Origin of the sequence: Deinococcus aquaedulcis (assembly GCF_019693445.1) — a bacterium.
GTDB classification, from domain to species: Bacteria; Deinococcota; Deinococci; order Deinococcales; family Deinococcaceae; genus Deinococcus; species Deinococcus aquaedulcis.
This window is the reverse complement of the sequence record NZ_JAHRBL010000016.1, coordinates 30,922-53,687: the sequence shown is the minus strand read 5'-3', so window position 1 is coordinate 53,687 and position 22,766 is coordinate 30,922. Positions and strand designations below refer to the sequence as shown.

Here is a 22,766-nt window from a genome sequence, read left to right as displayed (position 1 = left end):
TACCCTCCACTCCGCTCAGCATGATGGGTTGAGCCGCCTCCTCCTGGAGGAATATGGCCTACGTCAGGCCCACATCACCCTGTTGCGAGAGGGCGAGAACAGCGTCTTTCGCGTGGATATTCCTTCAGGCGAACGCTACGCGCTCCGGCTCCATACGGCCGGTCGGCATCATCCAGCGGCCCTCGACTCCGAACTCGAATGGCTTGATCTCCTGGCCCGCAACGGGGCCATCCCAGTTCCCCAACCTGTGCGCAGCGTCTCGGGCTCGTGGGTGGCCTCCTTGAGGGTTCCGCCCGCACCTTCCCTTCTCTGCACCCTGCTGACCTGGCTGGAAGGTGAGGCCTTACCCGAAGGCCAGGAATTCACCTTGACACAGGCGGAACAGGCAGGGGAAGTCTTAGGCCAGCTCCACACTCAAGCGGAGCAATTTCGGCCCCCCGCCGTGTTCGAGCGCCCTCACTATGACGCCCCTTACTTCCTGGCGAGCGCCCGACAACTGCAGCAGAACATCACCACCTTTGTCGACCGCCAGCGTTTAGACCGCCTCAACGTGGCGCTGCCCCAGATGCTTCGGAAACTGGGGCCGTTGAACGATATCCCAGGGGGCTTCGGGCTGATTCACGCAGACGTGCACCCAGGCAACTTCCTGCAACAGGAGACAGGTCTGGCGCTCATTGACTTTGATCGCTGTGGCTGGGGCCCCTTCCTGCTGGACCTCGCGAATGCTGACCTCGCTCTGGAACCAGAGGAGCGGGCGGCGCTGATCACAGGCTATACGCGGTTCAGGGCCCTGCCAGCGGGGTACGAGCACCCATTGAAGGCCCTTCGCGTGCTGGCCATGATCGACAATCTGGCTTTCCTGTCGGAGCGTCCTGAAGAACTGCCATTTGTCCTGGAAGCTCTCCCTGTCGTTGAAACCGCACTGGTGGCTGCCGCTGGCTCATCTTGAGAGGGCCTAGGGCTTTCGTGATGCCTGTCATGGAGGTTGCACAGCCTGGAAGCCGGGCACCGGGTTTTCGGTGGCCCGACGTCCTGACACCGCAGCTGAGTCCAATTTGGAGCCTCATCCTTGTACCGGCCCCGCTGAACCCTTTGCCTCACCACATCTGGTGACGCGGCGTCATCACCTGCCTCCTTACGGTCATGTCGGCGCGCAATGACCGCGCCACACAAGGAGGACACCATGACCATCACCCCTTCCAGACTCGTGCGCAGCGGCGGCGGAGCGTGCGCCGCCGCAGGACTTCTGTTTCTCGGCGTTCAAACCCTGCACCCCCCCGAGGTGCTGGCGGCTGTCACCACACCCCGCTGGGCCGCCGTTCACGCCTTGACCCTGCTAATGGCCCTGGCGGGGCTGCTGGGCCTCACGGCGGTTTACACCCAGCAGGTTCGCCAGAGCGGTTGGCCTGGGCTGGCCGGTTTCCTGCTGCTGGGCCTCTGGCTGGTGCTGGTGGCGGCCTTCACCTTCGTCGAGACTTTCGTGTTGCCGCTGCTGGTGACCGATGCCCCGGGCTTCGTGGAGAGCTTCCTGAGGATTTTCAGTGGACACGCCGGTCCGGTGAATCTTGGAGCGCTTGCGGCCGCCGCGCCGCTCTCTGGCGCGCTTTACATGCTGGGCGGTCTCCTGCTGGGGCTTGCCACGTGGCGCGCCGGGGTCCTGCCGCGCGGGGCGGGGCTGCTCATGATGGTGGCTGCCTTTGCACCGCTGATGGTGTTGCCTCTGCCGCATCCCCTGCACCGCCTCGCCGCGCTGCCCATGGGGCTCAGCCTTCTCTGGCTGGGAGTCGCCCTCTGGTTGGCCGGACGGGCAGGGGATGCACCTCTCTCCCAGGACCAGGCAGGCCTGCAGGCGACCACCTGATCCAGGCTTACAGAAGCCCCGACGCCCCAATCAGATCAAGCCGAGGGTCTGTGCCCGGCGGACCGCCGCGCGACGGCTGTTCACACCCAGCTTGTCATACACGCGCTGGGTGTGTGTCCGCAGCGTGTTGATGGAAACCCCCAGTTCTCTGGCAATATCGGGGCCACTCAATTCAGTGGTCAGCCACCGCAGGACAGTTTGTTCGCGGGTACTGAGCCGCAGGTCGCCTGCCACCACCGGCAAAGAACGTAACCCTTTGCCTGAGCCCCGGACACCTTGAAGCAGATGGCGGACATACGAGGGCGCCACGCCACGCTTCAGCACCCTTCGGAGCAGGTCTGCCATGACAGCCCCTTCCTCCAGAAAGACGGCCGCGTACCCTTCAGGCTCGGCCAGGTCAAGGGCGCGTTCCAGAAAGGTCAGCGCCGGCGCCTGTTGCCCCGCCTGATCGTGCGCCAGGGCCTGAAGGATCAGGAGTTCTATCAGGCTCCCAGAGCGCCCGCCGGCCTCAGCGGCCGCTGCCAGCTGCTGCAGGAAGGCCAGCACCTCCCGCCGTGCCGCTATGCCAGTGTCCGAAGCCTGCAGAAGCACCCGGACCAGGGTGACCTGCTCGTACTCCCGCAGATACGAGGGCTCGTCCCGGATGGAAACGCCGCTGGCCCGCACCCATGCGTGGGCGGCTTCCAGGTTACCCTGCCGTATCTGAGCCCGCGCGGCCACTGCCGGCACCGGGCGCCCCTCGGGGAAGTCGCCTGGCTGGACACAGGCGGCCGCTTCGGCCAGCAGCGTCAGGGCGGCAGGCAGGCGGCCCTCGGTCAACTCCAGGTCGGCCTGGGCGAGGCGCCAGCGCCCTTCGTACGATGAACGTGCACTGAGCGGGCCCAGAGCCCGGCTGTGCTGAAGGGCCGCCCGGGCCGCCGCCAGATTGTGCCGTTGCCGGAAGACTTCGCTCAGGCTCACGTAGAGGTCCGCCGTACCCCGCAGAGGGGGGCCGTGGCCCGACGTGGCGACCTGAAGGGCCTGTTCAGAGACGCGCTGGGCCTGCCGCAGCTGGCCGCGCGCCATGAAAATTTCAGTCTGGGCCAGAGCAGCGCCCACCGCGTCGGCCAGGTGCCCGGCCTGGAGTAACTGGGCCTGCGCCTCGGCCCAGTGCCGGGATGCCTCTGCCAGCTTCCCCTGCCGCCACGCCGTCAGACCCAGAAAGCCGGCCGCCGCGCCACAGGCCAGGTGGTCCTCCGGGGGCGCCAGGGCCAGCACCTGAGCCGCGTGCTGGGTCGCGGGGCCCAGTTCGCCCAGGGCCACGGCCAGCGCCGCGCGGTAAGCAGCTATCTCGGCAGGCAGGCGTCTGAACTCTGCCTCGTCAACTACCACGTGGGCCTCGGGATCGCGTGCCCGCAGCGCCTGTTCTGCGCCGCGCAGACGGCCTTCAACCTCGTGCCAGCGGCCCGCCTGCAACAGCGCCTTGGCGAAATACACGCACAGCACCGGCCGCCGCCGAAGCAAGGCCGCTGGCAGCGCCTCCAGCCAGGGCAGGATGGCACCGTCCTGCAAGGTGCGGCGCCATTCCGGTACAGCCAGCTCAATCAGGTCTGCAGCGCGGTCAGGGTTCTGGGCGGCCAGGGCATGCCGGATGGCCTCGGCGGCCATGCCCTGCGCCTCGAACCAGTGGCTGGCGCGGGTGTGCAGCAAGGGAAGGAGGGCTGGCTGCTCGGCCGCCAGCTGCGCCCGCAGGGCCTCGGCCAACAGCTGGTGATACCGGAACCACTGGCCCGGCTCATCCAGGGACACCAGAAAGAAGTGCTTCCGCTCAAGCGTGTCCAGGTGCGCCTGGCCGCCCTGCTGCCCTGTCACCGCGTCGCACAGGGCGCCATTCAGGCCCTCAAGGACCGAGGTGTGCAGCAGAAACTGGCGAAGCGCCCTGGGCTGCCGGTTCAGCACTTCCTCGACAAGGTAATCCAGCAGATAACGGTCACTCCCCACAAACGCCCGGAGAAAACCGGCGCGGTCCGGCTGGCCCCGCATGGACAGGGCGGCCAGTTGCAGGCCCGTAATCCAGCCTTCTGTGCGCGCGGCCAAGGCGGCGGCCTGCGCCGGCATAAGGTCCAGGCCCATTACCTCATTCAGGAAGCGGGCGGCCTCCTCCGCTGAAAACTGCAAGTCGGCCGCGCGCACCTCATGCAGTTCATTGCGGGCCCGCAGGCGGGCCAGCGGCAGGGGGGGATCCTCGCGGGTTGTGATGACGAGGTGTAGGTGGGGCGGTTGGTGCTCCAGAAGGGCCGTCAGCAAGCCATGCACAGCGTCGGCCTGAATGGCATGGTAATCGTGCAGCACCAGCACCAGAGGCGCCCCGTAAGCCTGCACCACCTGTAGCAGGGCGGTCGCTGCGTGGTCTGCCGTGAGCGGCCCAGCGGCTTCGGACAGAGCCAGCAGATCAGCCGCAAGCGCCGGCACCGCCACCTGCAACGCCGCGTGCAGATGCCGCATGAACTGGGGGAGGTCGCTCTCCGGGGCCTCCAGAGAGAGCCACACCACTGGCTGGGCCAGGGCGGTGGCCCAGGCACTGACGAGGGTCGTTTTCCCATAGCCCGCTGGCGCAGAGACCAGCGTCAGCTTTTTCTGAAGCCCCGTGTTCAGCGAGGCGTGGAGATGGGGCCGCGAAAGCCCGTCCCGCCGGGGTGGGGGAAGACGGACTTTGGCGGCAGGGATGGCAGGGCGCATGGTGGAAAGCTTTGCCCACACTACGGCAAGCGGGGTCTCAGCCTGGGCTGGAGGGGAAGGGCACGGTCAAGTGCGCACATACGGGCGTTAGCGTTAGGACAGAGAGCAAGGCTGTAAAAAAGGTGTGGATGAGTTATACGGCGTTTCTTTCAACCACCGCCAATCAGGTGACTCTCTAATTTGATATCACTTAATATGAGCATATTCGAAGAGGTTCGGCCCTCAGCGCTATGCTGCGCCCATGTGGGAAGTGGACCCCGATGTGCTGGTGACTGATCTCGGCGATGAACTGATCCTGATGCACGCCGGCCGGGGGCTGATGTATGGGCTGAATGCCACCGGCCGCGCCGCGTGGCTGACCCTGCCCGCCACCACGGAGGCCGTGGGCACCGCCCTCAGTCAGGCGTTCGCTGTCGCGCCTGAACAGGCCCAGGACGACGCCCGCACCCTGCTGGCCGACCTCGCCGCACAGGGCATGGTGCGACTGGTCTGAAGTTGGCGAAAGAGAGGCGTACCAGCCGTTGAAGGCCCTGATCTCTTCATCCGATTCAAACCTTCCGAAGCCGGACAGTGCCGAGCTCAGAGCAGCGTCGTTTGGAGCGCTCATACTGCTATCTCTGCCTATCCTGGAGTTGCGCAAGAGTTGGAACGAAAATTCCCGGTCAGCTTGTTTCCATCACATCGTCGCGTCTGCCCCATGCCAGGTGCAGGTGGCCTCGTCCAGATGCTTCGAATCTGGAGCAAGCCAAGACCCAGTCGCTGCATGTTGCGCCCGCTGCCTTCACCCACCCCTGTCATCCCCACGACCAGATCACAACCCAGTTGAGCGGCCTGGTGCACCCGCGCCCTGAGCAGCGCCTGCTGTACACCCTGACCCCTGAAGGCAGGAAGCGTGCCGGCGAGAGCCAGGTACCCCGTGCTGCCCTGCACGTAGAGCGTCCCAGCACCAGCCAGGTTTCCGTTGATCCGAGCCGTGAAATGAAATTGACCAGGCTGCTTCAGCCGAACGAGATGCGCAGGGAGCATGTCAGGGGCCAGAGCAGGCCACTCAAAGGCCGCCTGACGGGTGTGGAGATACTGTTCAAGGTCAGGGTCGTGCATCGCGTGTTGGATCTCGATCACCGAAGACCACGCATCAACGCTGAGCCCAGCGAATGGATGGCCGGCGAACGCGGCGTCGTGCCCCGTCACGACCAGACCCAGCTGCGCCAGTGCCTGACCGACGCGCGACGTGAAGTGTGATGGGAGCGTCTCCACACGGAGAGGGACATCGGCCTGCTTGAAGAAGTCGTCGATCGCTGTCAGGTAGGGCAGATCCTGTTCCGTGAACCCCGTGACACGATTGTTCATCCAGTCGTGGGGCCGGCGAGCGTCTTGAAAGACCAGGCTCTGACCGAACTGGCGGATGAGCGGAAAAGGCGGAGCTAGCCGTTGCACCGCGACGACGTTCATGGCTGCCTGTGTGTAGGCGCTATACACCGCTTCGGCACGCTCAATGTTGTCTCGAGTGCAAAGGGCTGGCGAAGCAACTGGGGAAGGACCGGGGGCATTCATGCGTCGATGTGCTAAGCGGAAATTTCTGTTCCAACTCTAGTGTGACCCCATTCTCTGCCGCGCAGCTTTACGCCGTTGACACCAATTAGACCCTCTCGCTCCGAGCACTGCCTCACCGGGCAGGGAAATGAAACACCTCGGGAAAACGCTCGCGGTTAAAGGGCTCGTCGTAGGCTTCGAGGAGGCCGTGCACGTCCTCCACCCAGGCGTGGCCCTGCACCCCCTGGGCCCCGCGCGCCACGCCACTGACGAACACGGCGGGATGCCCCCGGCGCCGCAGGGCCCGGTAGGTGGTGTAGGCACGCGGCACACAGGTGCCGATGCGGGACTGCCGGGGATAGAGCAGCCGGGTCAACCAGCGGGCGGCCGAGATCACGTCGTGCACCTCGGCCAGGGGGAGGGCACGCGGGGGCCCAGCCGGCGTCCAGCGGGCGAGGTGCCGCCGGGGATCACCACCTGCCCGCAGGGCCCGCCACGCCGCCAGGACGTCGGGGAGCAGGGGCACCATCACGCGCAGCAGGGGCAGCACCCGGCCCAGTTGCCGGGCCCAGCGCGCGCGGCGGCGGTGAACGCCATCGCGCCGCACCGCGCGCACCAGGGCCGGATGCGGGCCGCCCAGGTTGACCTGCCGCCGCCCGGGGTCGCACAGGGCGCGGAAGGCCGCCCAGGTGTGCCCGGCGCCCAGCTCCTGCGCGCGGCGCTGCAGGTCTGATTCACTCAGGGGATGCCGGGAGAGCAGTTGCACCTGATCAGCGTAGTCAGCGGGCTTCAGACCCCCCACGTCGGCGCCCCACTGCCGCCCCAGGGCAAGGTTGATCACCAGGGCGTCGCGCGGGTGGGGCCGCCAGATGTTCAGGCCGTCCCAGTCCACTGCCTCGGCGTCGGCCCACAGGGCGTCTGTGAGGGCCTGTACCCGCGCGGGTGAGCCCGAGAGCAGGCTGAGTGCCAGCCGGTGAACGTCCAGCCGCACGTGGCCGCCCGGGCTGAACAGGTGCGCGCACTCGTGCGTCCAGCGCGCTGGAGCTGCGTGCAGGCCGTCGCTGCGCCAGCCGTGCGCCAGGGCCAGATGCACTGCGCGCGTCACCGTGGGCAGGTCGGCGGGCAGCAGCACATCCACATCGCCGTAAAAGCGTTCGCCGGGGGTGCTGTACTCGAATTCGGCCAGTGCAAAACCCTTGAACAGCAGGGCGGGGATCCCCTCGCGGGCCCAGACGGCGATCAGGGGACGCAGTTCGGCACGGATCTGGGCGTGGCGCGCCCCCAGAGCCAGGTGCCCGGGCCGCAACCGGGCGCGCAACGGGTGGTCTTCGGGCAGCCGCACCCGTACCTGCCCCGCCAGCCCGGCTGCCAGCAGGTGGGGAACGTCCCCAGGCTCAACGTGCGGCGGATCAGTGGTCAGGGCGCGGACAAGCACAGCGGGGTCAGGCGTCATGGCTGACCGGCAGGGTAGCAGGCGCCGCGTGGCGGCTGGGACACTGGGGACGGGGGCCCCTCTCCCCTGCCCTACGCGCTATCAAAAGGGTGCGCCGACTCTGGGCCTTTTTTCAGAAACGCTCTACACTGGGCAGGTGATGTCAGAGCGGACCCTGGTGCCTCCCTCCCTCCGTCTGCTTGACCTGCTGCCCCTCCCCACCAGCCTCCTTGACCTGAGTGGCGCCACGGTGTACGTCAACCCCGCGCTGGCGGTTCTGGTGGGCCAGCACCCCGACGAGGTATGCGCCACTGGCCTGGACCGCCTGCTACACCCCGACGACCGCGAGTCGGCGCAGGCCCTGTGGGGGCAGGTCTGGAGCTACCACGCCCCGGCCGGGCAGGACGTTCGCCTGCGACTGGCCAGCGGCGCCTACCACTGGCAACGCCTGCACGCCGGCCCTGCACCGGCCGAGACAGTGGGCGCGCCGGGTCACCTGCTGATCACGCTGCACGAACCGCCGCAGGACAGGCACACCGAGCAGGCCTTGCAGACCCTGGCCGAGCAGCTCACCCAGGCGCGGACGGGGGCCGAGGTGCAGGCCGCTCTGAACGCCTGGGCTCCGGCGCTGGGAGCGACCCAGGCCCGCCTCTGGGCGCTGCAGGGCGAAGGGTTGGCGCGGCTGGGCGACGGGAGGCACGGAGAACGGCCTGACCCTCTGGTGCCGCTGACCGCTGAGGGCGCCCTCGTCCAGGTGCTCCAGGGCGGCGAACCCCTGGTGCTGGACGCGGCTACCGTCGAGACGCGTTTTCCCGAGCTGGCCGAGGCCGACAGCCCCACGACGCAAGCATTGGTGCCGCTGCTGGTCGGCGGACGGGCGGTGGGCCTGCTGCAGCTGGCTCTGTCCGACGAGGGGCTGAGAGCTGAGTCCCTGCTGCGGGCAGGCGCGGCGCTGCTGGCGCCGGTGCTGGACCGCCTGGAGGCGCAGGCAGAGCGTGCCTGGGCGCAGCACACCCGGCGGGTCCTGAATGCCCTGCCGCAGCTGGTGTGGACCACAGATCTGTCCAGCGGCGAGAGCCGTTTTAACCACACCTGGCGCGCGTACACCGGCTGCCCGGAGTGGGCCGGGCGCGAGGTCTGGCCCCAGGTGATTCACCCGGACGACCTCGTGGAGGTGGAGACGGCGCTGCGCCCGGGGCCGCAGGCGGCCTTTTCGCACCAGGTACGGCTGCGGCGCGCGGACGGCGAGTACCGCTGGCACCAGGTGCAGCTCACCCCGCTGGAGGGCGCACTCTGGCTGGGGAGCGCCACGGACATTCACGCCTATAAGGAAGCGGAACAGGCGCTGGCACACCGTGAGGCGCAGCTCTCGGCGGTGCTGGACGCGCTGCCCATCGGCGTCCTGATTGCTGACCCGGCTGGCCAGCTGATCCGCGACAACGCCGCGCACCGCGAGCTGTGGGGGCTGGCCCCGCAGACCACCCGCTGGGAGGACTACGGCGAATGGGCCGGCTGGTGGCCCGAGACCGGCCAGCGGGTGCAGGCGCACGAGTGGGCCATGGCCCGCGCGCTGCTGCACGGCGAAACGGTACGCGGCGAACTGATGGAATACCAGCCCTTTGACCGCCCCGAGCGCCGCTTTTTCCTGAACAACGCCGCGCCCATCTACGACGCGGCGGGCCAACTGCTGGGCGCCGTGGTGGCCGAGCAGGATGTCACGGCGCGCCGGGCCGCCGAGCAGGCGCTGCAGGAAAACGTGGACCGCGTTGGGCTGGCGCTGGCGGCCGGCGCCATTCTGGGCACGTGGTTCTGGGACCTGCGCCGCGACCGCTTCACGGTGGACGAGGCCTTTGCCACCAACTTCGGGCTGGACCCAGCCCTGGGCCGCGAGGGGCTGAACCTGGAACAGGTGGTCGCCACGGTGCACCCGGACGACCGCCCCGGCCTGATGGCCGCCATTGAGGAAGCGGTGGCGCGCGGCGGGCCCTACGCGCATGAATACCGGGTCCGGCGGCGCGACGGGCAGTACTACTGGATTGAAGCCAACGGCCGGGTGGACCGGGACGCCGACGGCACCCCCGTCTCTTTCCCAGGCGTGCTGCTGGACGTGGAGGCGCGCCGCACCGTATTGGCCGCCCTGCGCGAAAGCGAGGAGCGCTTCCGGGAACTGGCCGACCACATCAGCCAGTTCGCCTGGACGGCCGACGCTTCCGGGGCCATCGGCTGGTACAACAAGCGCTGGTACGACTACACCGGCACCACGCTGGACGAGGTGCGCAACTGGGGCTGGGCCCAGGTGCACCACCCGGACCATGTGGACGGGGTGGTGCAGCGGTTCCAGCAGGCCATTGAATCCGGCGAGCCCTGGGAAGACACCTTTCCGCTGCGGTCCAGAAGCGGCGAGTACCGCTGGTTCCTGTCACGCGCGGTGCCCATCCGGGACGAGACCGGGCAGATTATCCGCTGGTTTGGCACCAACACGGACGTCACCGCGCAGCGCGAAACCCAGGCGCAGTTGGCTGAGCTGGCGGCGTCCCTGGAACGGCGGGTGCAGGCGCGCACGGCCGAGTTAGAGCGCGCCAACAACGAACTGCGCCGCAGCAACATGGAGCTGGAACGCTTTGCCTACATCACCTCGCACGACCTGAAAGAACCTATCCGCACGGTGGCCAGCTTCACGGGCCTGATTGAGCAGCGCTACGGCGACCAGCTGGACGACCGCGCCCGGCTGTACCTGGGCATGATCGAAAAGGGCGCCGGCCGCATGAAGGCCCTGGTAGACGACCTGCTGACCTACTCGCGCCTCAGCGGCGACGCGGTGCCCCTGCAGCCGGTAGACCTGCGCACGCCCCTGACCGAAGCCCTGAACCGCCTGAGCCGCCGCCTGGAGGAGACAGGCGCGCGGGTCACGGTGGGCGAGTTGCCCGCCGTGCTGGGCGACGGCCCGCAACTGGCCCAGCTGTTTCAGAACCTGCTGGCTAACGCCCTGAAGTTCTCGCGCCCGGGGGTCACCCCCGAGATTCGCCTGGACGCCGCGCAGGAGGGCCAAATCTGGCACCTGCGGGTCTCGGACAACGGCATTGGCATTGAGGAGGCGTACCTGGAGCGCATCTTTGTCCTGTTCCAGCGCCTGCATGGCCGCGACCAGTACGAGGGCACCGGCCTGGGCCTGGGCATCTGCCAGAAGATCGTCGAGCGCCACGGTGGGCGTATCTGGGCCGAAAGCACCCCGGGGGTGGGCAGCACGTTCCACTTCACCCTGCCGGTGGTGGTAGAGGAGCAGCAGGCAGCCGCTGCGGTTGAGGCTGAAGGCTGACGGGGAAACCGTTTTTGTGGCGTCTGAGAGCCGAAACGCGATGATTCAGCGCGGCTTCGGCGCCTTGTGACGATGGAAATCGGACCGGCTCCGGGACTTCCTTCCAACCGCTTTGAGGCGACAACGAGAGTGTCTTATCCGGGCTGAAAATGACTGGCTTCTCCGCTGATCGCTTGCCGTGTTCCCCTCTCCCAGGCATTGCAGTAGCAATGAGCCGGAGAATCGGGTTTTCACCTGTCCGTTCATGGGAACGTTGGCCAGCGCGGGCTGACGGCACAGTGGCGTGCGTGTGCGGCGGCCGTCCGCCTCCACCAGAGGGCCGCCACGGTCTCGATGCGAGATGATCACCACCAGCGCGGCACCCGCGCGCGGTATGCTTGGTACGTCTCCCCATGGACACCGTGCAAGTAGGCCTCCTCCAGCCGGACCTGCACCTGCATCAGGACCTCCCCCGCCACCAGCAGCGTCAGGGTCACCGCCTGTGGCGCGGCCAAGAACAGACCCAGCAACATCAGGCGCATGGCCAGGAAGATCGGATTGCGCGAGCGGGCAAACACGCCGCTTTGCACCAAAGCGGTTCGCGCCCGCTCGTCCAGTCCGATTCGCCAGGACGCGCCCATCTGGGCCTGGGCCACCAGGGTCAGCCCCAGGGCAGCGGCCATCAGGAGCCAGCCCCCACCCTGAAGCGCGGGGCTGACCAACCAGGGCAACGTCCCCACCAGCTCTGCCGCTTGAGGTACGGCGGCGAGTCCCCCCGTGGTCAGCAGGACAGCGGCCATCAGCAGGCGCATGGCCGCGCCCACATACCCCTGCGGACTGTCATCCTGGGGCAACACGTATGGATTGATCCCGGTGCGTCGCCAGACCAGCACTGAGCGCCAGACGAACGCGAGCAGCAGGTAAAGCAGGGTGAGGGCAAACAGCGCTGGATACAATACTTGAGATTCCATATCTGAGCATACATTCATATATAGAGCCAAGCAAGGGGCCCAGAGCGCGTCTCCCTGGGCCGGTCCTTTAAAACTTGACGAAGAAGGCGGTGAAGTACATCAGGGCGACGCCGACGGTAAAGCCGCCCAGGGTGGACCAGCCCACCAGGGGCGCGCCCAAGGCCGCCGTGTTGCGCGCCACCAGGCGGCTGACTTCCCAGACCACCTGCACGATGGCGCCCACCCCCACCGCCAGGAACACGGTCGCCAGCACCGGATTGAAGGCGAAGCCGCCCAGCCAGGTGCCCAGGATGGCGGGTCCACCAGCGATCAGCGCCAGCAGGGCAAACTGAGTGAGCCTGGGCCTGTGGCGCACGACGGGGGCCACGATGCCCACCCCCTCCGTGATGTTGTGCAGGGTGAAGCCCAGAATCAGGAAGGTGCCCAGCGCCGCTTCGCCCAGCGCAAACGCCGCCCCAATCGCCAGGCCCTCGCCAAGGTTGTGCAGCCCGATCCCCGTGGCGATGCGGTAGGACAGGCCCAGCGGCGCGTCCTCGGGCTTGCGCTTGCCCCCCAGGGCCAGCAGGACCCCCAAGGTCAACAGGGCGATCAGCAGCACGGCTGGGGTGCCCTGCCAGAAGGCGGGCAGCGCGGCCGCGAACGCCTGCGCGTCCAGGTAGGTGCCCACCGCGAGGTAGACGAGCAGGCCCACCGTCAGGGCCAGAATGAAGTTCATGGCCGGGGCACTCAGGCGGCGCATCCAGGGAAACCAGAGCATGCCCAGCAGCACCGGCACCACGCCCACATACAACCCGACCAGGCCGAAGCGCACGAACAGATCGCGGCCCGGCTGCGGGGTCAGGGTGGCGACCGGAATCTCTGCTTCGAACACCGTGCCCAGTGAGGTCAGCAGCGCCACGTTGTGGGCCTCGCCCTCCACCCAGGGATAAGGAATCGTCAGCGTTGCGGTGCCCAGGCGGGGAATGGCCCCAGCGGGCCGGGCCGTGAACGACCAGAACGCGTCATCCACCATCACCTGCGGAATCGTGACGGCCTGCGGGCCGTCGTTGATCACCTGCACCTGAATGACGCCGCGCTCGGGGAGGGTCACGCGGCCCACCTTGACCTGCTCGACGGGCGGCCCCTGAAGCGTCTTGAGCCCGCCGCCGGTCGCCACCAGATACGCAAGCACCGCGCCCAGCAGCAACAGCGGCACCAGGGCCAGGCCCCAGAGACTGGCCCAGCGGCCGCCCCCCACGGCCGGCGCACTCACGAGCGGCCCCCGGCAGCGCCTTGCCGACTGCGCTGGTCCCACCCGGCATCCACGCCCGCCGCTTTCAACGCGGCGGGATAGGCATCTGGCTCCACCACCTGAAACGAGCCCATCCAGCCGAGTTCGGTGAACTCGCTGATGTGCGGGTGGAACATGAAATTGCCCGTGAATTTGTACTTGAATTCCAGGATCCCGCGCTGGCCCTGCGCCTGCATGATGGTGTCCACGATGCGGCTGGTAGGTTCCAGGGTGGTGCCGGTGTCGTAATAGTTGAAAAAGTTCGCGTGCAGGTGGAACGAATTGATCAGATCAAACTCCAGGATGTTGATCAGGTAGATGCGAATGAGTTCCCCCTTCTGCACGGGAATGGGCCGGCGCGCGAACTCGAAGCCCACCGTGTTCACCGCGTAGATCTCATTGGCCCCGTCAAAGTTGGTGTCGAAGGCGTTTTGCACCATCACGAACTCGCGCGCGGGTGGCCGCCCCTCCTTGGGGTCCACGATGAACGCGCCGTACATGCCCTTGTGAATGTGCCGCTTTAGACTGGTGGCGTGGCAGTGGTACAGGTGACAGCCGAAGGGCTCAGCGTCGAATTCGTACACGAAGCGCCCGCCCGGCTGGATTTCACCGGGCCCGGCGCCCGGCACCCCGTCCATTTCGGCCGAATGCACGCCGTGAAAGTGGATGGTGTGCGCGTGAATGGTCGCGTTGATGAACGTGATGCGCAGCCGGTCGCCTTCCGTGCAGCGCAGGGTCGGCCCCGGCACGCGGCCGTTGTAGGTCCAGGCGGGGAAGAAGATGCCGGGGGCAATCTCAATCTCCTTGTCCTGCGCGATCATGGTGTACTCGCGCAGGGTCTGGCCGTTCGGGAGGGTGCTGACCTTGCCCCAGTCCCAGTCGGTGAGCATCGCCATGGGGTCAAAGCCGTTGCGCTTGTGGTTCACGGCGCCCACCATCAGGTTGTTGCCGTGCCCAGCGTGGGCCGTGGTGGAGGGTACTGGGCTGACTGGGGCTGTTCCCGTGTGCCCGGCAGGGTGGGTCCCACCCTGCCCCAGTGCCGCGCTGCCTGCCAGCGCCGCAGCGCCGCCTGCCCCCACGCGCAGCACGTCACGCCGGGACAGCAGGGACCGCCACCAGCTCACCGCGTCACCGCTGGATGACCGACCAATCTGAATTTTATGTTCAACATAATTGAGTATTAGTCTTGCCTAAAATATTGTCAAGGCGTGCCATACTTTTCGCATGCCCGGGCACACCTTCTCCCCGTCCGTGGAGGACTATCTCAAACAGATGTACCTGCTCGGGCAGGGCGGGCGCGTCTCCACCCAGGCCCTGGCCGACGCGCACGGCGTCAACCCGGCCAGCGTGACCGCCATGCTGCGCCGCCTCACCGAGCGGGGCCTGGTCCGGCACGTGCCCTACCGCGGCGCGCACCTCACGCCCGCAGGCGTGCGCGCCGCCCTGAACGTGTTGCGGCGCCACACCCTGCTGGAACTGTACCTGCATGAAGCCCTGGGCTACCCCATGAGCGACGTGCATGAGGAGGCCGAGCGCCTGGAGCACGTGATGAGTGAGGGGCTTGAAGCGCGGGTGACCGCGTGGCTGGGCCATCCCGTCATTGATCCGCACGGTGACGCCATCCCGGGCAGTGACGGCCACCCAGCGACCGGGTCTGGACTTCGCCTCACGGACGTGCCCCTGGCCACCCTGGCCCGCATCATTCAGCTTCCCCATCAGCCTCAGGCGGCGCAGGCCCTTCAAGTCCACGCCCTGAGGCCAGGCGTCAGGGTCACGGTGCGGGCACGCTGTCCAGGCCTGGGCACCCTGACCGTTCAGGCAGAGGGCGCAGGCCAGCCCGTGGTCCTGGCTGAAACCGTGGCCCGCCGCATTGGTGTCACCCTGACATAACGGCTGAGAAGCAGCGTGCCCGCACCACGAAGCACCGGACGGTTTCCTGGCCGTCCGGTGCCCGCGACGCGTGACTGGCCTTTCAGGCGGGGAGGGCCTCACAGCGAACCAGTTGATTCTGTCGGTTTATTGGGGTTTCAGAGCAGCAAAGCGTGATATGCGAGTGCCTCGCCGGGGGACATGCTCAAGCCAGGCTGCGACACGCATGAGGTTGATTGCCGCCGCAGTCGCCACATGTTGCACATGGGTTTTCGCTTGTCCCCGATACCTTGACCGGCGCAAACCCATGGTCCGCACGCCCAATGAGTGTGTCCCCTCAATGCCGGCACGGCGTGTATAGACCTTGCCCCACTGGACGCTGGTCTCCAATGCCCGGCCTTCCTGAATCGCCTCATGCTGCGCCTGCCCCCGTAACGACAGTTTCCGCCCAGCCGATTTCACTCTGGTGCAGCGCGCTTTGACCGGACACTTCTGACAGTCCCGTTCTCGAAATCGCACTTCAATCAGGTCATACCCGCGCTTTTCCCGCAGGTTTTTCCAATAGTACGAGGTGTGTCCCTGTGGACACACGGTTCGCTCCTTGGCCCAGTCAATCTGAAACGCCGTCACATCGTAGCCTCCTGACCGTGCCTGCCAGCTGGCGTTCTGCCGTGCTGGCCCAATCACCCGGACCCCATGGTGCTCTTTCGCCCGAACCACCAGATCGCCACTGATGTAGCCGCCATCCAGCAAATGTTCCTCTGGGAGCAGCTGGCGTTCTGCCAATGACTGATGGATGTCGTCGATCACCTGATAGTCCGTGAGGGCGGCTTCCGTGGTGCGCACAGCAGTCATGACATGAGGCGTGTCCTCCTCGCAGCTTTCGGTGAAATGCACCTTATAGCCCGACCACTTGAGGCCCCCTCTCGCCCCGTACCCCGCTTCCGGGTCATAGGGTGAGTTGAACCGCTCACGCGCATTGGTCACCATCCCGTCCTGCCACCGCACGTCTCCGTCCACCTGCGTGAACTGCAGGGCCCACATCCGCCGTAAGGTCTGCACGGCTGGCAAGTCGCCGAGCTGCACGTGGGCTGTGCCGTCGATCTGAGTCAGGAGTGCAAAGCCATCCTGGCCAATTTGACAGGCATACGCGTGGCCCTCTTCCTGGCCTTTCGGCAGCCGTGCACTCTCCAGCCGTTCGCCGTACCTTGAAAACCACTCCGGTGGGCACCAGGCCAACCACGTTGGTTGGATGGTCGCAATCGCGTTTAGCGCAGCCCTCAACGTTTCCCCCACCGATTCCAGGCGAGTCAGGGACCGGACGCGGGCCAGGACATGGGTTGAGTCTGTCCGTTGCCGGCCACGCCTCTTGATCAGACCCCGGTCTCGAAACTTGCTCAGGAGACCATCCAGCAACTGCCCTTCAGCGCTTCCGGCAATGAGCCTGGACCGAAACTCGCTCAGCACGCTGAAGTGAAAGCCAGGATCGTCTAGGGGCAGGCCCAGGAGATACTTCAGGTCGATGCGAGCCCGCACCTGATCGGCAGCCTGCCGGTCGGTCACACCTTCCAGAAATTGCACCACAGTGATGAGGGCCAGGCGCCACGGCGGCAACGCGGGCCGACCCCGTCTCGAAAACAAGTCCTGGAAGGCACCATCATCGAAGAGTTCGCCAAACTCGTCTCGAAGGCTGAGATACAGGTTGCCCTGAGGAAAGGCCATGTGGGCGATGCGTGCCGTGTCTTCGGGAAGGGAGAGGGAATTGGTTGGACGCAGCATGATTGAGTGTGCCCCACCATCTGTCAGACTCACACCCAACGGCACATCACTGAATAGAATAGATGGGTGACCACTCTGACTGCGCCTCCGGTGCTTGACCAGCTTAAGGCGCTTGCACAAGACACCCGATACGACCTGGTGCGTCATCTGGCTCAGGGCGAACACTGTGTTTGCGACCTCGAAGCCCTGCTAGGCTTACCTCAATCCAAAGTCTCTTACCACCTGGGCATCCTCAAAGAAGCGGGCCTCGTGACGGCAGAACAGCGCGGAAAGAATACGTACTACACGCTGCGCCGCGAACCCCTGTTCCGCATTGGTGGTCACCTGCTCGTGGATCTCTTCCCAGATCACGTCGGCTTGACACATCAACCGAAATCGGTGTGTTAACGTGGCCGGGTGCCCCGTGTCCTGATTCTCTGCACCCACAATTCCGCCCGCTCCCAAATGGCCGAAGCCCTCACCCGTAACGCGGCCCAGCGCCTGGGCGTGGACCTGGAGGTGCATTCCGCCGGAACCGAAGCCACGCGGGTCAAAGATGACGCTAAAACCGTGATGGCCGAACTGGGCATTGACCTGTCGACCCATATCAGCAAGACCCTCTGGGATGTGCCTGACGCACAGAACTTCGACTACGTCGTCACCGTTTGTGACAGTGCCGCTGAAGCGTGCCCGGTGTACCCCGGCAAAACCAACCGGCGTCACTACCCGTTCACGGACCCCAGTGGCGGCAGCCTGGACCGCTGGCGCACCGTACGCGACCAGCTTAAAGTCCAGTTCGATGCCTTCGTGCAGGCGCTGAAAGATGGCGAGGACGCGCCCCCCACCTACGAAGACAGTCCTGCCGTCACGGTGGCCTGAGATGACGGTGCCCCTGTCTCGCGCCGTCACCGCTGAAGGCATAGGCACCTTTGCCCTGGTGTTCTTCGGGCCTGGTGCGGCAGTTGTTCAGGCACAGACGGGGGCTCTCGGGCACCTCGGGGTCGCGGTGGTCTTCGGTCTCACGGTGACGGCCGTCATTGCCGCCCTCGCCCCCATCAGCGGCGCACACATCAACCCAGCCGCTACGTTTGCGCTGACGCTGGCTGGAAAGTTCCCGAAGGCGCGTGTGGTGCCCTACGTGGCCGCTCAGTTGATCGGGGCGACTCTGGCGGCCTTTGTCCTGCTCGCTCTGTTCGGCATGAAGGGCAATCTGGGCGTCACCGTGCCGGCTGGCAGCGTTATGCAGGCGTTCGTTCTGGAACTGATCCTGACCTTCTTCCTCCTCCTGGTCGCCCTGCGGTCGGGATTGCCTTGGGTTGTGGGCGGTGTGGTGGCCCTGGAAGCCGCCATGGGCGGCCCCATCACGGGCGCAAGCATGAACCCGGCCCGCTCCTTTGGTCCGGCCTTGGCCAGCGGCATCTGGACGGCCCACTGGCTGTACTGGGTTGCCCCTTTGCTTGGTGCGGCGCTTGCGGTCGCGGCCAACCACCTCCTGGCCCCCACTGAACCAGTCGAAACCCAGCCCCGCAGGGCCCAGGAATTTGTTCCTGAAGGAGAAACTGCATGACCGACGCTCCCCGCCCCATCCGTGTGCTCTTCCTCTGCACCGGCAACACCGCCCGGTCCCAGATGGCCCAGGTGCTGCTTGAACACCACGGGGGGGACAGATTTCAGGTCACCTCTGCTGGCCTGGAACCAGGTGAGGTGAATCCCCTCACGGTGCAGGTCCTCAAAGAGCAGGGCTTCCCAACGGAGCACCTCCAGGCCAAGGGTGTGCGGCCCTTGATCGCGGAGCACTTCACCTACGTGATCACCGTCTGTGACCGTGCAGAAGCAAATTGCCCCAGCTTCCCGAATGCGACCTACCGATTGTCGTGGTCGTTCGATGATCCAGCTGCGGCCACAGGTACTGAAGACGAGCGCCTGCAGGTGTTCCGCCGCGTGCGGGATGAGATTGACGCCCGCGTGCAGGCCTGGGTCGCGGAGCGCGCATGAAGATTGCGGTCTATGGAGACGTACATGGCAACCGTTTCGCTCTGGAGGCGGTCGTTGAAGACATCAAGGCCCACCAACCGGACGCCTGGGTCAATCTGGGGGACCAGCTCTTTGGTGGTGCCGACCCCGCTGGGGCGTGGCAGCTTCAACAACAGCTCAAAGCCGAGTACGGCGTCCTGGAAGTGCGGGGGAATACCGATGAGCGCCTGGGGCAGCCGCTCACCGAGACCACCGAAAAGCGCGAGATGCTGGCCTGGCTCCATGAGCAGCTCCCCGAGGGTGCTGGAGCGTACGTGGCTGGCCTGCCCACCTCCGTCTCCTTGGCCGACGGTCAAGTCCTGGCCGCCCACGGGACCCCAGACTCCGCCTGGACCTACCTGCTGCGCGATGGCAACGCCTGGGCACATGACGACTTGGTGCAGGAACGGCTGAGCAACCCCGGGAACGCCCGTGTCGTCATCGTGGGCCACTCCCACCTGGAACACCTTCGCCAGATAGGTGCCTTGACCGTGGTGAACGCGGGTGCGGTCTCCCGGCAGAAAGACGGCTCGCCCCTCGCCCGCTGGGTGCTGCTGGAGGGTGAAGGGGGCGCATGGAACGTCACCTTCCGGCGTGTGCCCTACAACATTGAGGCGGCGGCTCAATGGGCCGACCAACACGCCTATCACGGCACAAAAGAAGCCACGCAGCTCCGGACTGGAAAGGACTCAAAATGACCCAGCACTACGACGTGGTGATCGTCGGCGGCGGCCCCGCCGGCCTGACCGCTGCGATTTACACCGGCCGCGCCAGCCTGAAGACCCTGATTCTGGAAAAGGGCCTGCCCGGCGGCCAGATTGCTCAGACAGAAGAAGTCGAGAACTACCCCGGTTTCCCCGAGCCCATCAGCGGCATGGAACTGGCGGGCCGCATGCAGCAGCAGGCCGAGAAATTCGGCGGCGTGATCGAAATGGACGAGGTGCAGGCCATCGTGCGCGACGAGCACGACCACGAGTATCCCTTCACGGTGACGGGGTACGGCGGCACCTACCGCGCCAAGGCCGTGATTCTGGCCACCGGGGCCAACCCCAAGCGCCTGAACGTGCCCGGCGAGGAGCACTTCTGGGGCAAGGGCGTCAGCACCTGCGCCACCTGCGACGGTTTCTTTTACCGGGGCAAGAAGGTGGTCGTGGTGGGCGGCGGCGACGCCGCCGTGGAAGAGGGCCTGTTCCTGACCAAGTTTGCTGACGAGGTGACCCTGATTCACCGCCGCGATACCCTGCGCGCCAACAAGGTGGCCCAGGCCCGGGCGTTTTCCAATCCCAAGATGAAGTTCATCTGGGACACGGCGGTCGAGGAAATCGAAGGCGAGGAGAGCGTAACCGGCGTGCGCCTGAAAAACCTCAAGACCGGCGAGGTCAGCGAGATGGCCACCGACGGCGTGTTTATCTTCATCGGTCATGTGCCGAACACCGACTTCGTGAAGGACACCGTGAAGCTGCGCCCCGACGGCTACGTGGACGTGACCGACGAGATCTACACCAGCGTGCCCATGCTGTTTGCGGCCGGCGACGTGAGTGATTACATCTACCGCCAACTGGGCACCAGCGTCGGGGCGGGCACACGCGCCGCCATGAGCGCCGAGCGCGCCCTGGCCGCCCTGGAAGTCGAAGCCGAAACTGCCGCAGACTGATCAGGCGTCTGGCGTTTCCCCTTCTTCAAGTTTGAAGTCCTTGAAGAAGGGGATGCGTTGTTCAGGCAGGGCTTCGTGTTCAGTATTCCGGCCGAGGAGCGGACGCTGTTCCAGATACAGCCGCTCCTCCAAAGGATCAAGCAACGTCCCTGATGACGTGGCGTCCACATACAAGATGGGCAGAGGGTGCCCAAGATCTCCCTCTTCATCGACGCCCAGCACCCGACTGAGTGGAAGAATGGTCAGGATCACGAGTTCCGCCTGATTCTCTTGTGGAACTCGCTGCTGCCAAGCGGCATGGTAGGCGGCGTAGGTTGGGTCGAAGGTTCGGTCCTGACCATACAGGGTGCGATGTGACCTTGTCGGCCAGGAGTGATCAAGAGCGTCCCACTCACCTGATTCTGAATCGAGATAGGCGAAGTGACGCCGCAGTTCAAGGACCAGGTTGTCACGCATGTTCAGACACTGCACCTGATGAATGGCCCAAGGGGGATTGACGTCAAAGTCTGGAACAGCGGCAATGTCAGGGTAACGATCATCATCAGCGATCCGCAGGAGCACCTCTGTTCTGACGCGTTTGGTTGGCCCTCCGATCACGCGACCCACCCGTTTTCGCAGTGCCAGCATGGACTTCAACTCACTCTGCTTGGTGCGTTTGCGTGTTTGCAAGCTGATCCCAAAATACGCGAACAGCAGATGGTCATTCTTGGGCTGGAAGAGCATGTCTTCCAGCTCGGCCTTGCCCCACAGCTGGAACTCCTGCACGCCTGTCCCGATCAGGGCCAGGCGGAAGGCGTCATAGGCTTTCTTGCTGAAGTCACAGGCGGCCGCGAGGATGAAGCCGTAGGGCATATCCGGGCCCTGCACGCTCTCCTCCACGTAGCGCCGGACCTGCGTGGGGCCAATGCACTTCTCGCGCTTGCACTGAATGATCCACTGGCGCCCAGGACTCACAAGGGGCGGGTCATCGTCATCGGATTCCTCAGGCAGGGGCGTGCGGCCCTGCTCGAACGCCCGAATGTCGATGCCGTCATCTGCGCCGCCCCGGCCAGTTGCCTCAATACTGGCCCATGACCGGAAATCATAAGCGAGTTGGCGCACCAGATCTTCAAAACGGTGCGGCTCCAGGTCTTCAAAGTGCAGAGGGTTGAGCGTTCGAGTGGCGCGGGCCATGGGTCATTCGAGCACACGAACCGTTGCTATTCGCCTCCAATGTCGGGCAAGCAAGGGCGAGAGCAGCTCAATCATGCTTGCTCCCATTGACAATCCTCTATGCGTTCTGTACATTACATCCATGGACTTCGATGGAACAGCGGTGGTATTCAAGGCGTTGGGGGACGTACACCGCCTCAGGGCCCTTCACTTCCTCGCCACCGTGGATGCCGGCTGCTGCTCCACCGGGCAGGGCGTGTGTACCTGCGACGTCCAGCAGATGCTCGGCCTGACCCAGCCCACCACCAGCCATCACATGAAGTTGCTGGTTGAGGCTGGTCTGGTCGAAACCGAGAAACGCGGGAAATGGACGTACTACACGCTCAGCGCCAAAGGCATGCTGATCGCCCGCACCGCTCTGGATGGATTGCTGGCAGCCGTGCCGCAGCAGCAAAAGGAGGCCGTATGAATCCCATGACCCTGGAGATCCTCGCCCGTGAGCATCATCAGCACCTGCTCTGGGTCGCCCGGCAGCAGCGCTGCGCTCACCTGGCCCGGCCGTTCACCTTCAAGTGGCCCTGGCCATTGAACGTCACTGCCCCTGCGGCTCCCTCCTGCGCCACCTGCTAATTTTTTACCTTTACTCATCGAAGAACGTCTATAAGGAGCCCTGCGATGACCCAGACCCTGACTGCCCCGATTCCCGGCCTGAGCGACCTCACCACGACTCAGGAGCTGATGACAGCCCTGAGAACCTTGCCCCAGCGGCCGCTGCAATTCCATCTCCACGGCGAAGTCCTGGTGCCCGCTGGATACCACGTCACGGAAGTCAAAGCCGTGACCATCGAAGCGATGGACTGCGGCGGGAAAGCCTCCTCCTGGCGCGAGACGGTCATTCAGCTGATGGATGGCTCTGCGGAGGAAGCGAAGGCTGGGTTCATGACCAACCGGAAGTTCCTGGCGATCTACGACCGCGTGGTCAAGCACATTCCCGTGCGTGATGAAGCCGAGGTGCGCTTCGAGTACGGGAATGCCACGACCCCCGCGATGCAGTACCACGTGACGCACGTTGATATCGCGTCTGAACAGATCACGGTGCACCTGCGGACCCCTGGCGTGCAGTGCAAGGCGGGCGACAGCTGCGGCACACCGGCCGAGGCGACGTCCGATGGCTGCGCACCGGACTCTGGCTGCTGCGCCCCTCAGGCCCCCATTTCGCTGGGCTGATGATGGCCTCGCC

Annotated in this window: 22 protein-coding genes; 14 read left to right on the top strand and 8 right to left on the bottom strand. The window is 65.7% G+C overall.

All coding sequences use genetic code 11. From position 1 onward, the window contains the following. The first annotated feature begins 28 nt into the window (after positions 1 to 28). Positions 29 to 949, top strand: coding sequence for a phosphotransferase enzyme family protein (locus KMW22_RS15450; RefSeq protein ID WP_221090922.1), 921 nt, complete (start codon positions 29 to 31; stop codon positions 947 to 949). 234 nt (positions 950 to 1,183) lie between these two features. After that, positions 1,184 to 1,861, top strand: a complete 678-nt coding sequence (locus KMW22_RS15445) for a hypothetical protein (RefSeq protein ID WP_221090921.1) — start codon at positions 1,184 to 1,186, stop codon at positions 1,859 to 1,861. A gap of 30 nt (positions 1,862 to 1,891) precedes the next feature. Here KMW22_RS15445 and KMW22_RS15440 read toward each other — a convergent pair whose 3' ends face one another. Then, complete coding sequence (locus tag KMW22_RS15440) at positions 1,892 to 4,579, bottom strand: LuxR C-terminal-related transcriptional regulator (RefSeq protein WP_221090920.1); 2,688 nt, start codon at positions 4,577 to 4,579, stop codon at positions 1,892 to 1,894. A 241-nt stretch (positions 4,580 to 4,820) separates the two neighbouring features. Between KMW22_RS15440 and KMW22_RS15435 the strand changes: the two genes are divergently transcribed. Then, positions 4,821 to 5,072: a PqqD family protein gene (locus tag KMW22_RS15435; protein ID WP_221090919.1), complete on the top strand. Its 252-nt coding sequence runs from the start codon at positions 4,821 to 4,823 to the stop codon at positions 5,070 to 5,072. 128 nt (positions 5,073 to 5,200) lie between these two features. Here the strand turns inward: KMW22_RS15435 and KMW22_RS15430 are convergent, their stop codons facing one another. Beyond that, positions 5,201 to 6,031 (bottom strand): GNAT family N-acetyltransferase, encoded by an 831-nt coding sequence (locus KMW22_RS15430; protein ID WP_221090918.1) that lies wholly within the window; start codon positions 6,029 to 6,031, stop codon positions 5,201 to 5,203. Positions 6,032 to 6,245: 214 nt separating this feature from the next. Further along, positions 6,246 to 7,565 (bottom strand): lasso peptide biosynthesis B2 protein, encoded by a 1,320-nt coding sequence (locus KMW22_RS15425; RefSeq protein WP_221090917.1) that lies wholly within the window; start codon positions 7,563 to 7,565, stop codon positions 6,246 to 6,248. A gap of 139 nt (positions 7,566 to 7,704) precedes the next feature. Between KMW22_RS15425 and KMW22_RS15420 the strand changes: the two genes are divergently transcribed. Beyond that, positions 7,705 to 10,860 (top strand): PAS domain-containing protein, encoded by a 3,156-nt coding sequence (locus KMW22_RS15420; protein ID WP_221090916.1) that lies wholly within the window; start codon positions 7,705 to 7,707, stop codon positions 10,858 to 10,860. 344 nt (positions 10,861 to 11,204) lie between these two features. On the opposite strand, the gene KMW22_RS15415 is transcribed toward KMW22_RS15420, so the two are convergent. From KMW22_RS15415 to KMW22_RS15405, 3 genes are all read right to left on the bottom strand, one after another. Next, a complete protein-coding gene (locus KMW22_RS15415) occupies positions 11,205 to 11,810 on the bottom strand; it encodes a methyltransferase family protein (protein WP_221090915.1) in 606 nt (201 codons plus the stop codon). A gap of 67 nt (positions 11,811 to 11,877) precedes the next feature. Next, positions 11,878 to 13,062, bottom strand: a complete 1,185-nt coding sequence (locus tag KMW22_RS15410; protein WP_199188435.1) for a ZIP family metal transporter — start codon at positions 13,060 to 13,062, stop codon at positions 11,878 to 11,880. Further along, positions 13,059 to 14,204: a multicopper oxidase domain-containing protein gene (locus KMW22_RS15405; protein WP_107139225.1), complete on the bottom strand. Its 1,146-nt coding sequence runs from the start codon at positions 14,202 to 14,204 to the stop codon at positions 13,059 to 13,061. Before KMW22_RS15405 ends, KMW22_RS15410 begins: the two co-directional genes overlap by 4 nt. Before the next feature lie 100 nt (positions 14,205 to 14,304). Here KMW22_RS15405 and KMW22_RS15400 point away from each other — a divergent pair, with 100 nt between their 5' ends. Continuing rightward, a complete protein-coding gene (locus KMW22_RS15400; RefSeq protein WP_107139226.1) occupies positions 14,305 to 14,970 on the top strand; it encodes a metal-dependent transcriptional regulator in 666 nt (221 codons plus the stop codon). A gap of 126 nt (positions 14,971 to 15,096) precedes the next feature. On the opposite strand, the gene KMW22_RS15395 is transcribed toward KMW22_RS15400, so the two are convergent. Beyond that, entirely contained in the window at positions 15,097 to 16,731 is a 1,635-nt protein-coding gene (locus KMW22_RS15395; protein ID WP_107139250.1) for an IS1182 family transposase, read from the bottom strand. Positions 16,732 to 16,794: 63 nt separating this feature from the next. Here KMW22_RS15395 and KMW22_RS15390 point away from each other — a divergent pair, with 63 nt between their 5' ends. Genes KMW22_RS15390 through trxB form a run of 6 tightly spaced genes read left to right on the top strand, consistent with a single transcriptional unit; the run spans position 16,795 to position 20,374 of the window. Continuing rightward, positions 16,795 to 17,115: an ArsR/SmtB family transcription factor gene (locus tag KMW22_RS15390; protein ID WP_107139227.1), complete on the top strand. Its 321-nt coding sequence runs from the start codon at positions 16,795 to 16,797 to the stop codon at positions 17,113 to 17,115. Between the two features lie 9 nt (positions 17,116 to 17,124). Next, on the top strand, positions 17,125 to 17,586 hold the full coding sequence (locus tag KMW22_RS15385; RefSeq protein ID WP_107139228.1) for an arsenate reductase ArsC: 462 nt from the start codon (positions 17,125 to 17,127) through the stop codon (positions 17,584 to 17,586). 1 nt (position 17,587) lies between these two features. Continuing rightward, positions 17,588 to 18,274, top strand: a complete 687-nt coding sequence (locus KMW22_RS15380) for an MIP/aquaporin family protein (protein WP_107139229.1) — start codon at positions 17,588 to 17,590, stop codon at positions 18,272 to 18,274. Then, positions 18,271 to 18,702, top strand: a complete 432-nt coding sequence (locus KMW22_RS15375) for an arsenate reductase ArsC (RefSeq protein WP_107139230.1) — start codon at positions 18,271 to 18,273, stop codon at positions 18,700 to 18,702. Before KMW22_RS15380 ends, KMW22_RS15375 begins: the two co-directional genes overlap by 4 nt. After that, positions 18,699 to 19,418, top strand: a complete 720-nt coding sequence (locus KMW22_RS15370) for a metallophosphoesterase family protein (RefSeq protein ID WP_107139231.1) — start codon at positions 18,699 to 18,701, stop codon at positions 19,416 to 19,418. Before KMW22_RS15375 ends, KMW22_RS15370 begins: the two co-directional genes overlap by 4 nt. Further along, on the top strand, positions 19,415 to 20,374 hold the full coding sequence (trxB, locus tag KMW22_RS15365; RefSeq protein ID WP_107139232.1) for a thioredoxin-disulfide reductase: 960 nt from the start codon (positions 19,415 to 19,417) through the stop codon (positions 20,372 to 20,374). Before KMW22_RS15370 ends, trxB begins: the two co-directional genes overlap by 4 nt. Here the strand turns inward: trxB and KMW22_RS15360 are convergent, their stop codons facing one another. Beyond that, positions 20,375 to 21,547: a restriction endonuclease gene (locus tag KMW22_RS15360; protein ID WP_221090914.1), complete on the bottom strand. Its 1,173-nt coding sequence runs from the start codon at positions 21,545 to 21,547 to the stop codon at positions 20,375 to 20,377. It lies immediately after the preceding gene. Positions 21,548 to 21,668: 121 nt separating this feature from the next. On the opposite strand from KMW22_RS15360, the gene KMW22_RS15355 reads away from it, so the two are divergent. The 3 genes from KMW22_RS15355 to KMW22_RS15345 are packed head-to-tail and all read left to right on the top strand — an operon-like array spanning position 21,669 to position 22,753. Beyond that, a complete protein-coding gene (locus tag KMW22_RS15355; RefSeq protein WP_107139234.1) occupies positions 21,669 to 21,995 on the top strand; it encodes an ArsR/SmtB family transcription factor in 327 nt (108 codons plus the stop codon). A gap of 5 nt (positions 21,996 to 22,000) precedes the next feature. Continuing rightward, a complete protein-coding gene (locus KMW22_RS15350; protein ID WP_158263839.1) occupies positions 22,001 to 22,156 on the top strand; it encodes a hypothetical protein in 156 nt (51 codons plus the stop codon). Positions 22,157 to 22,201: 45 nt separating this feature from the next. Beyond that, entirely contained in the window at positions 22,202 to 22,753 is a 552-nt protein-coding gene (locus KMW22_RS15345; protein WP_107139235.1) for a DUF6428 family protein, read from the top strand. The last annotated feature ends 13 nt before the right edge of the window (positions 22,754 to 22,766 follow it).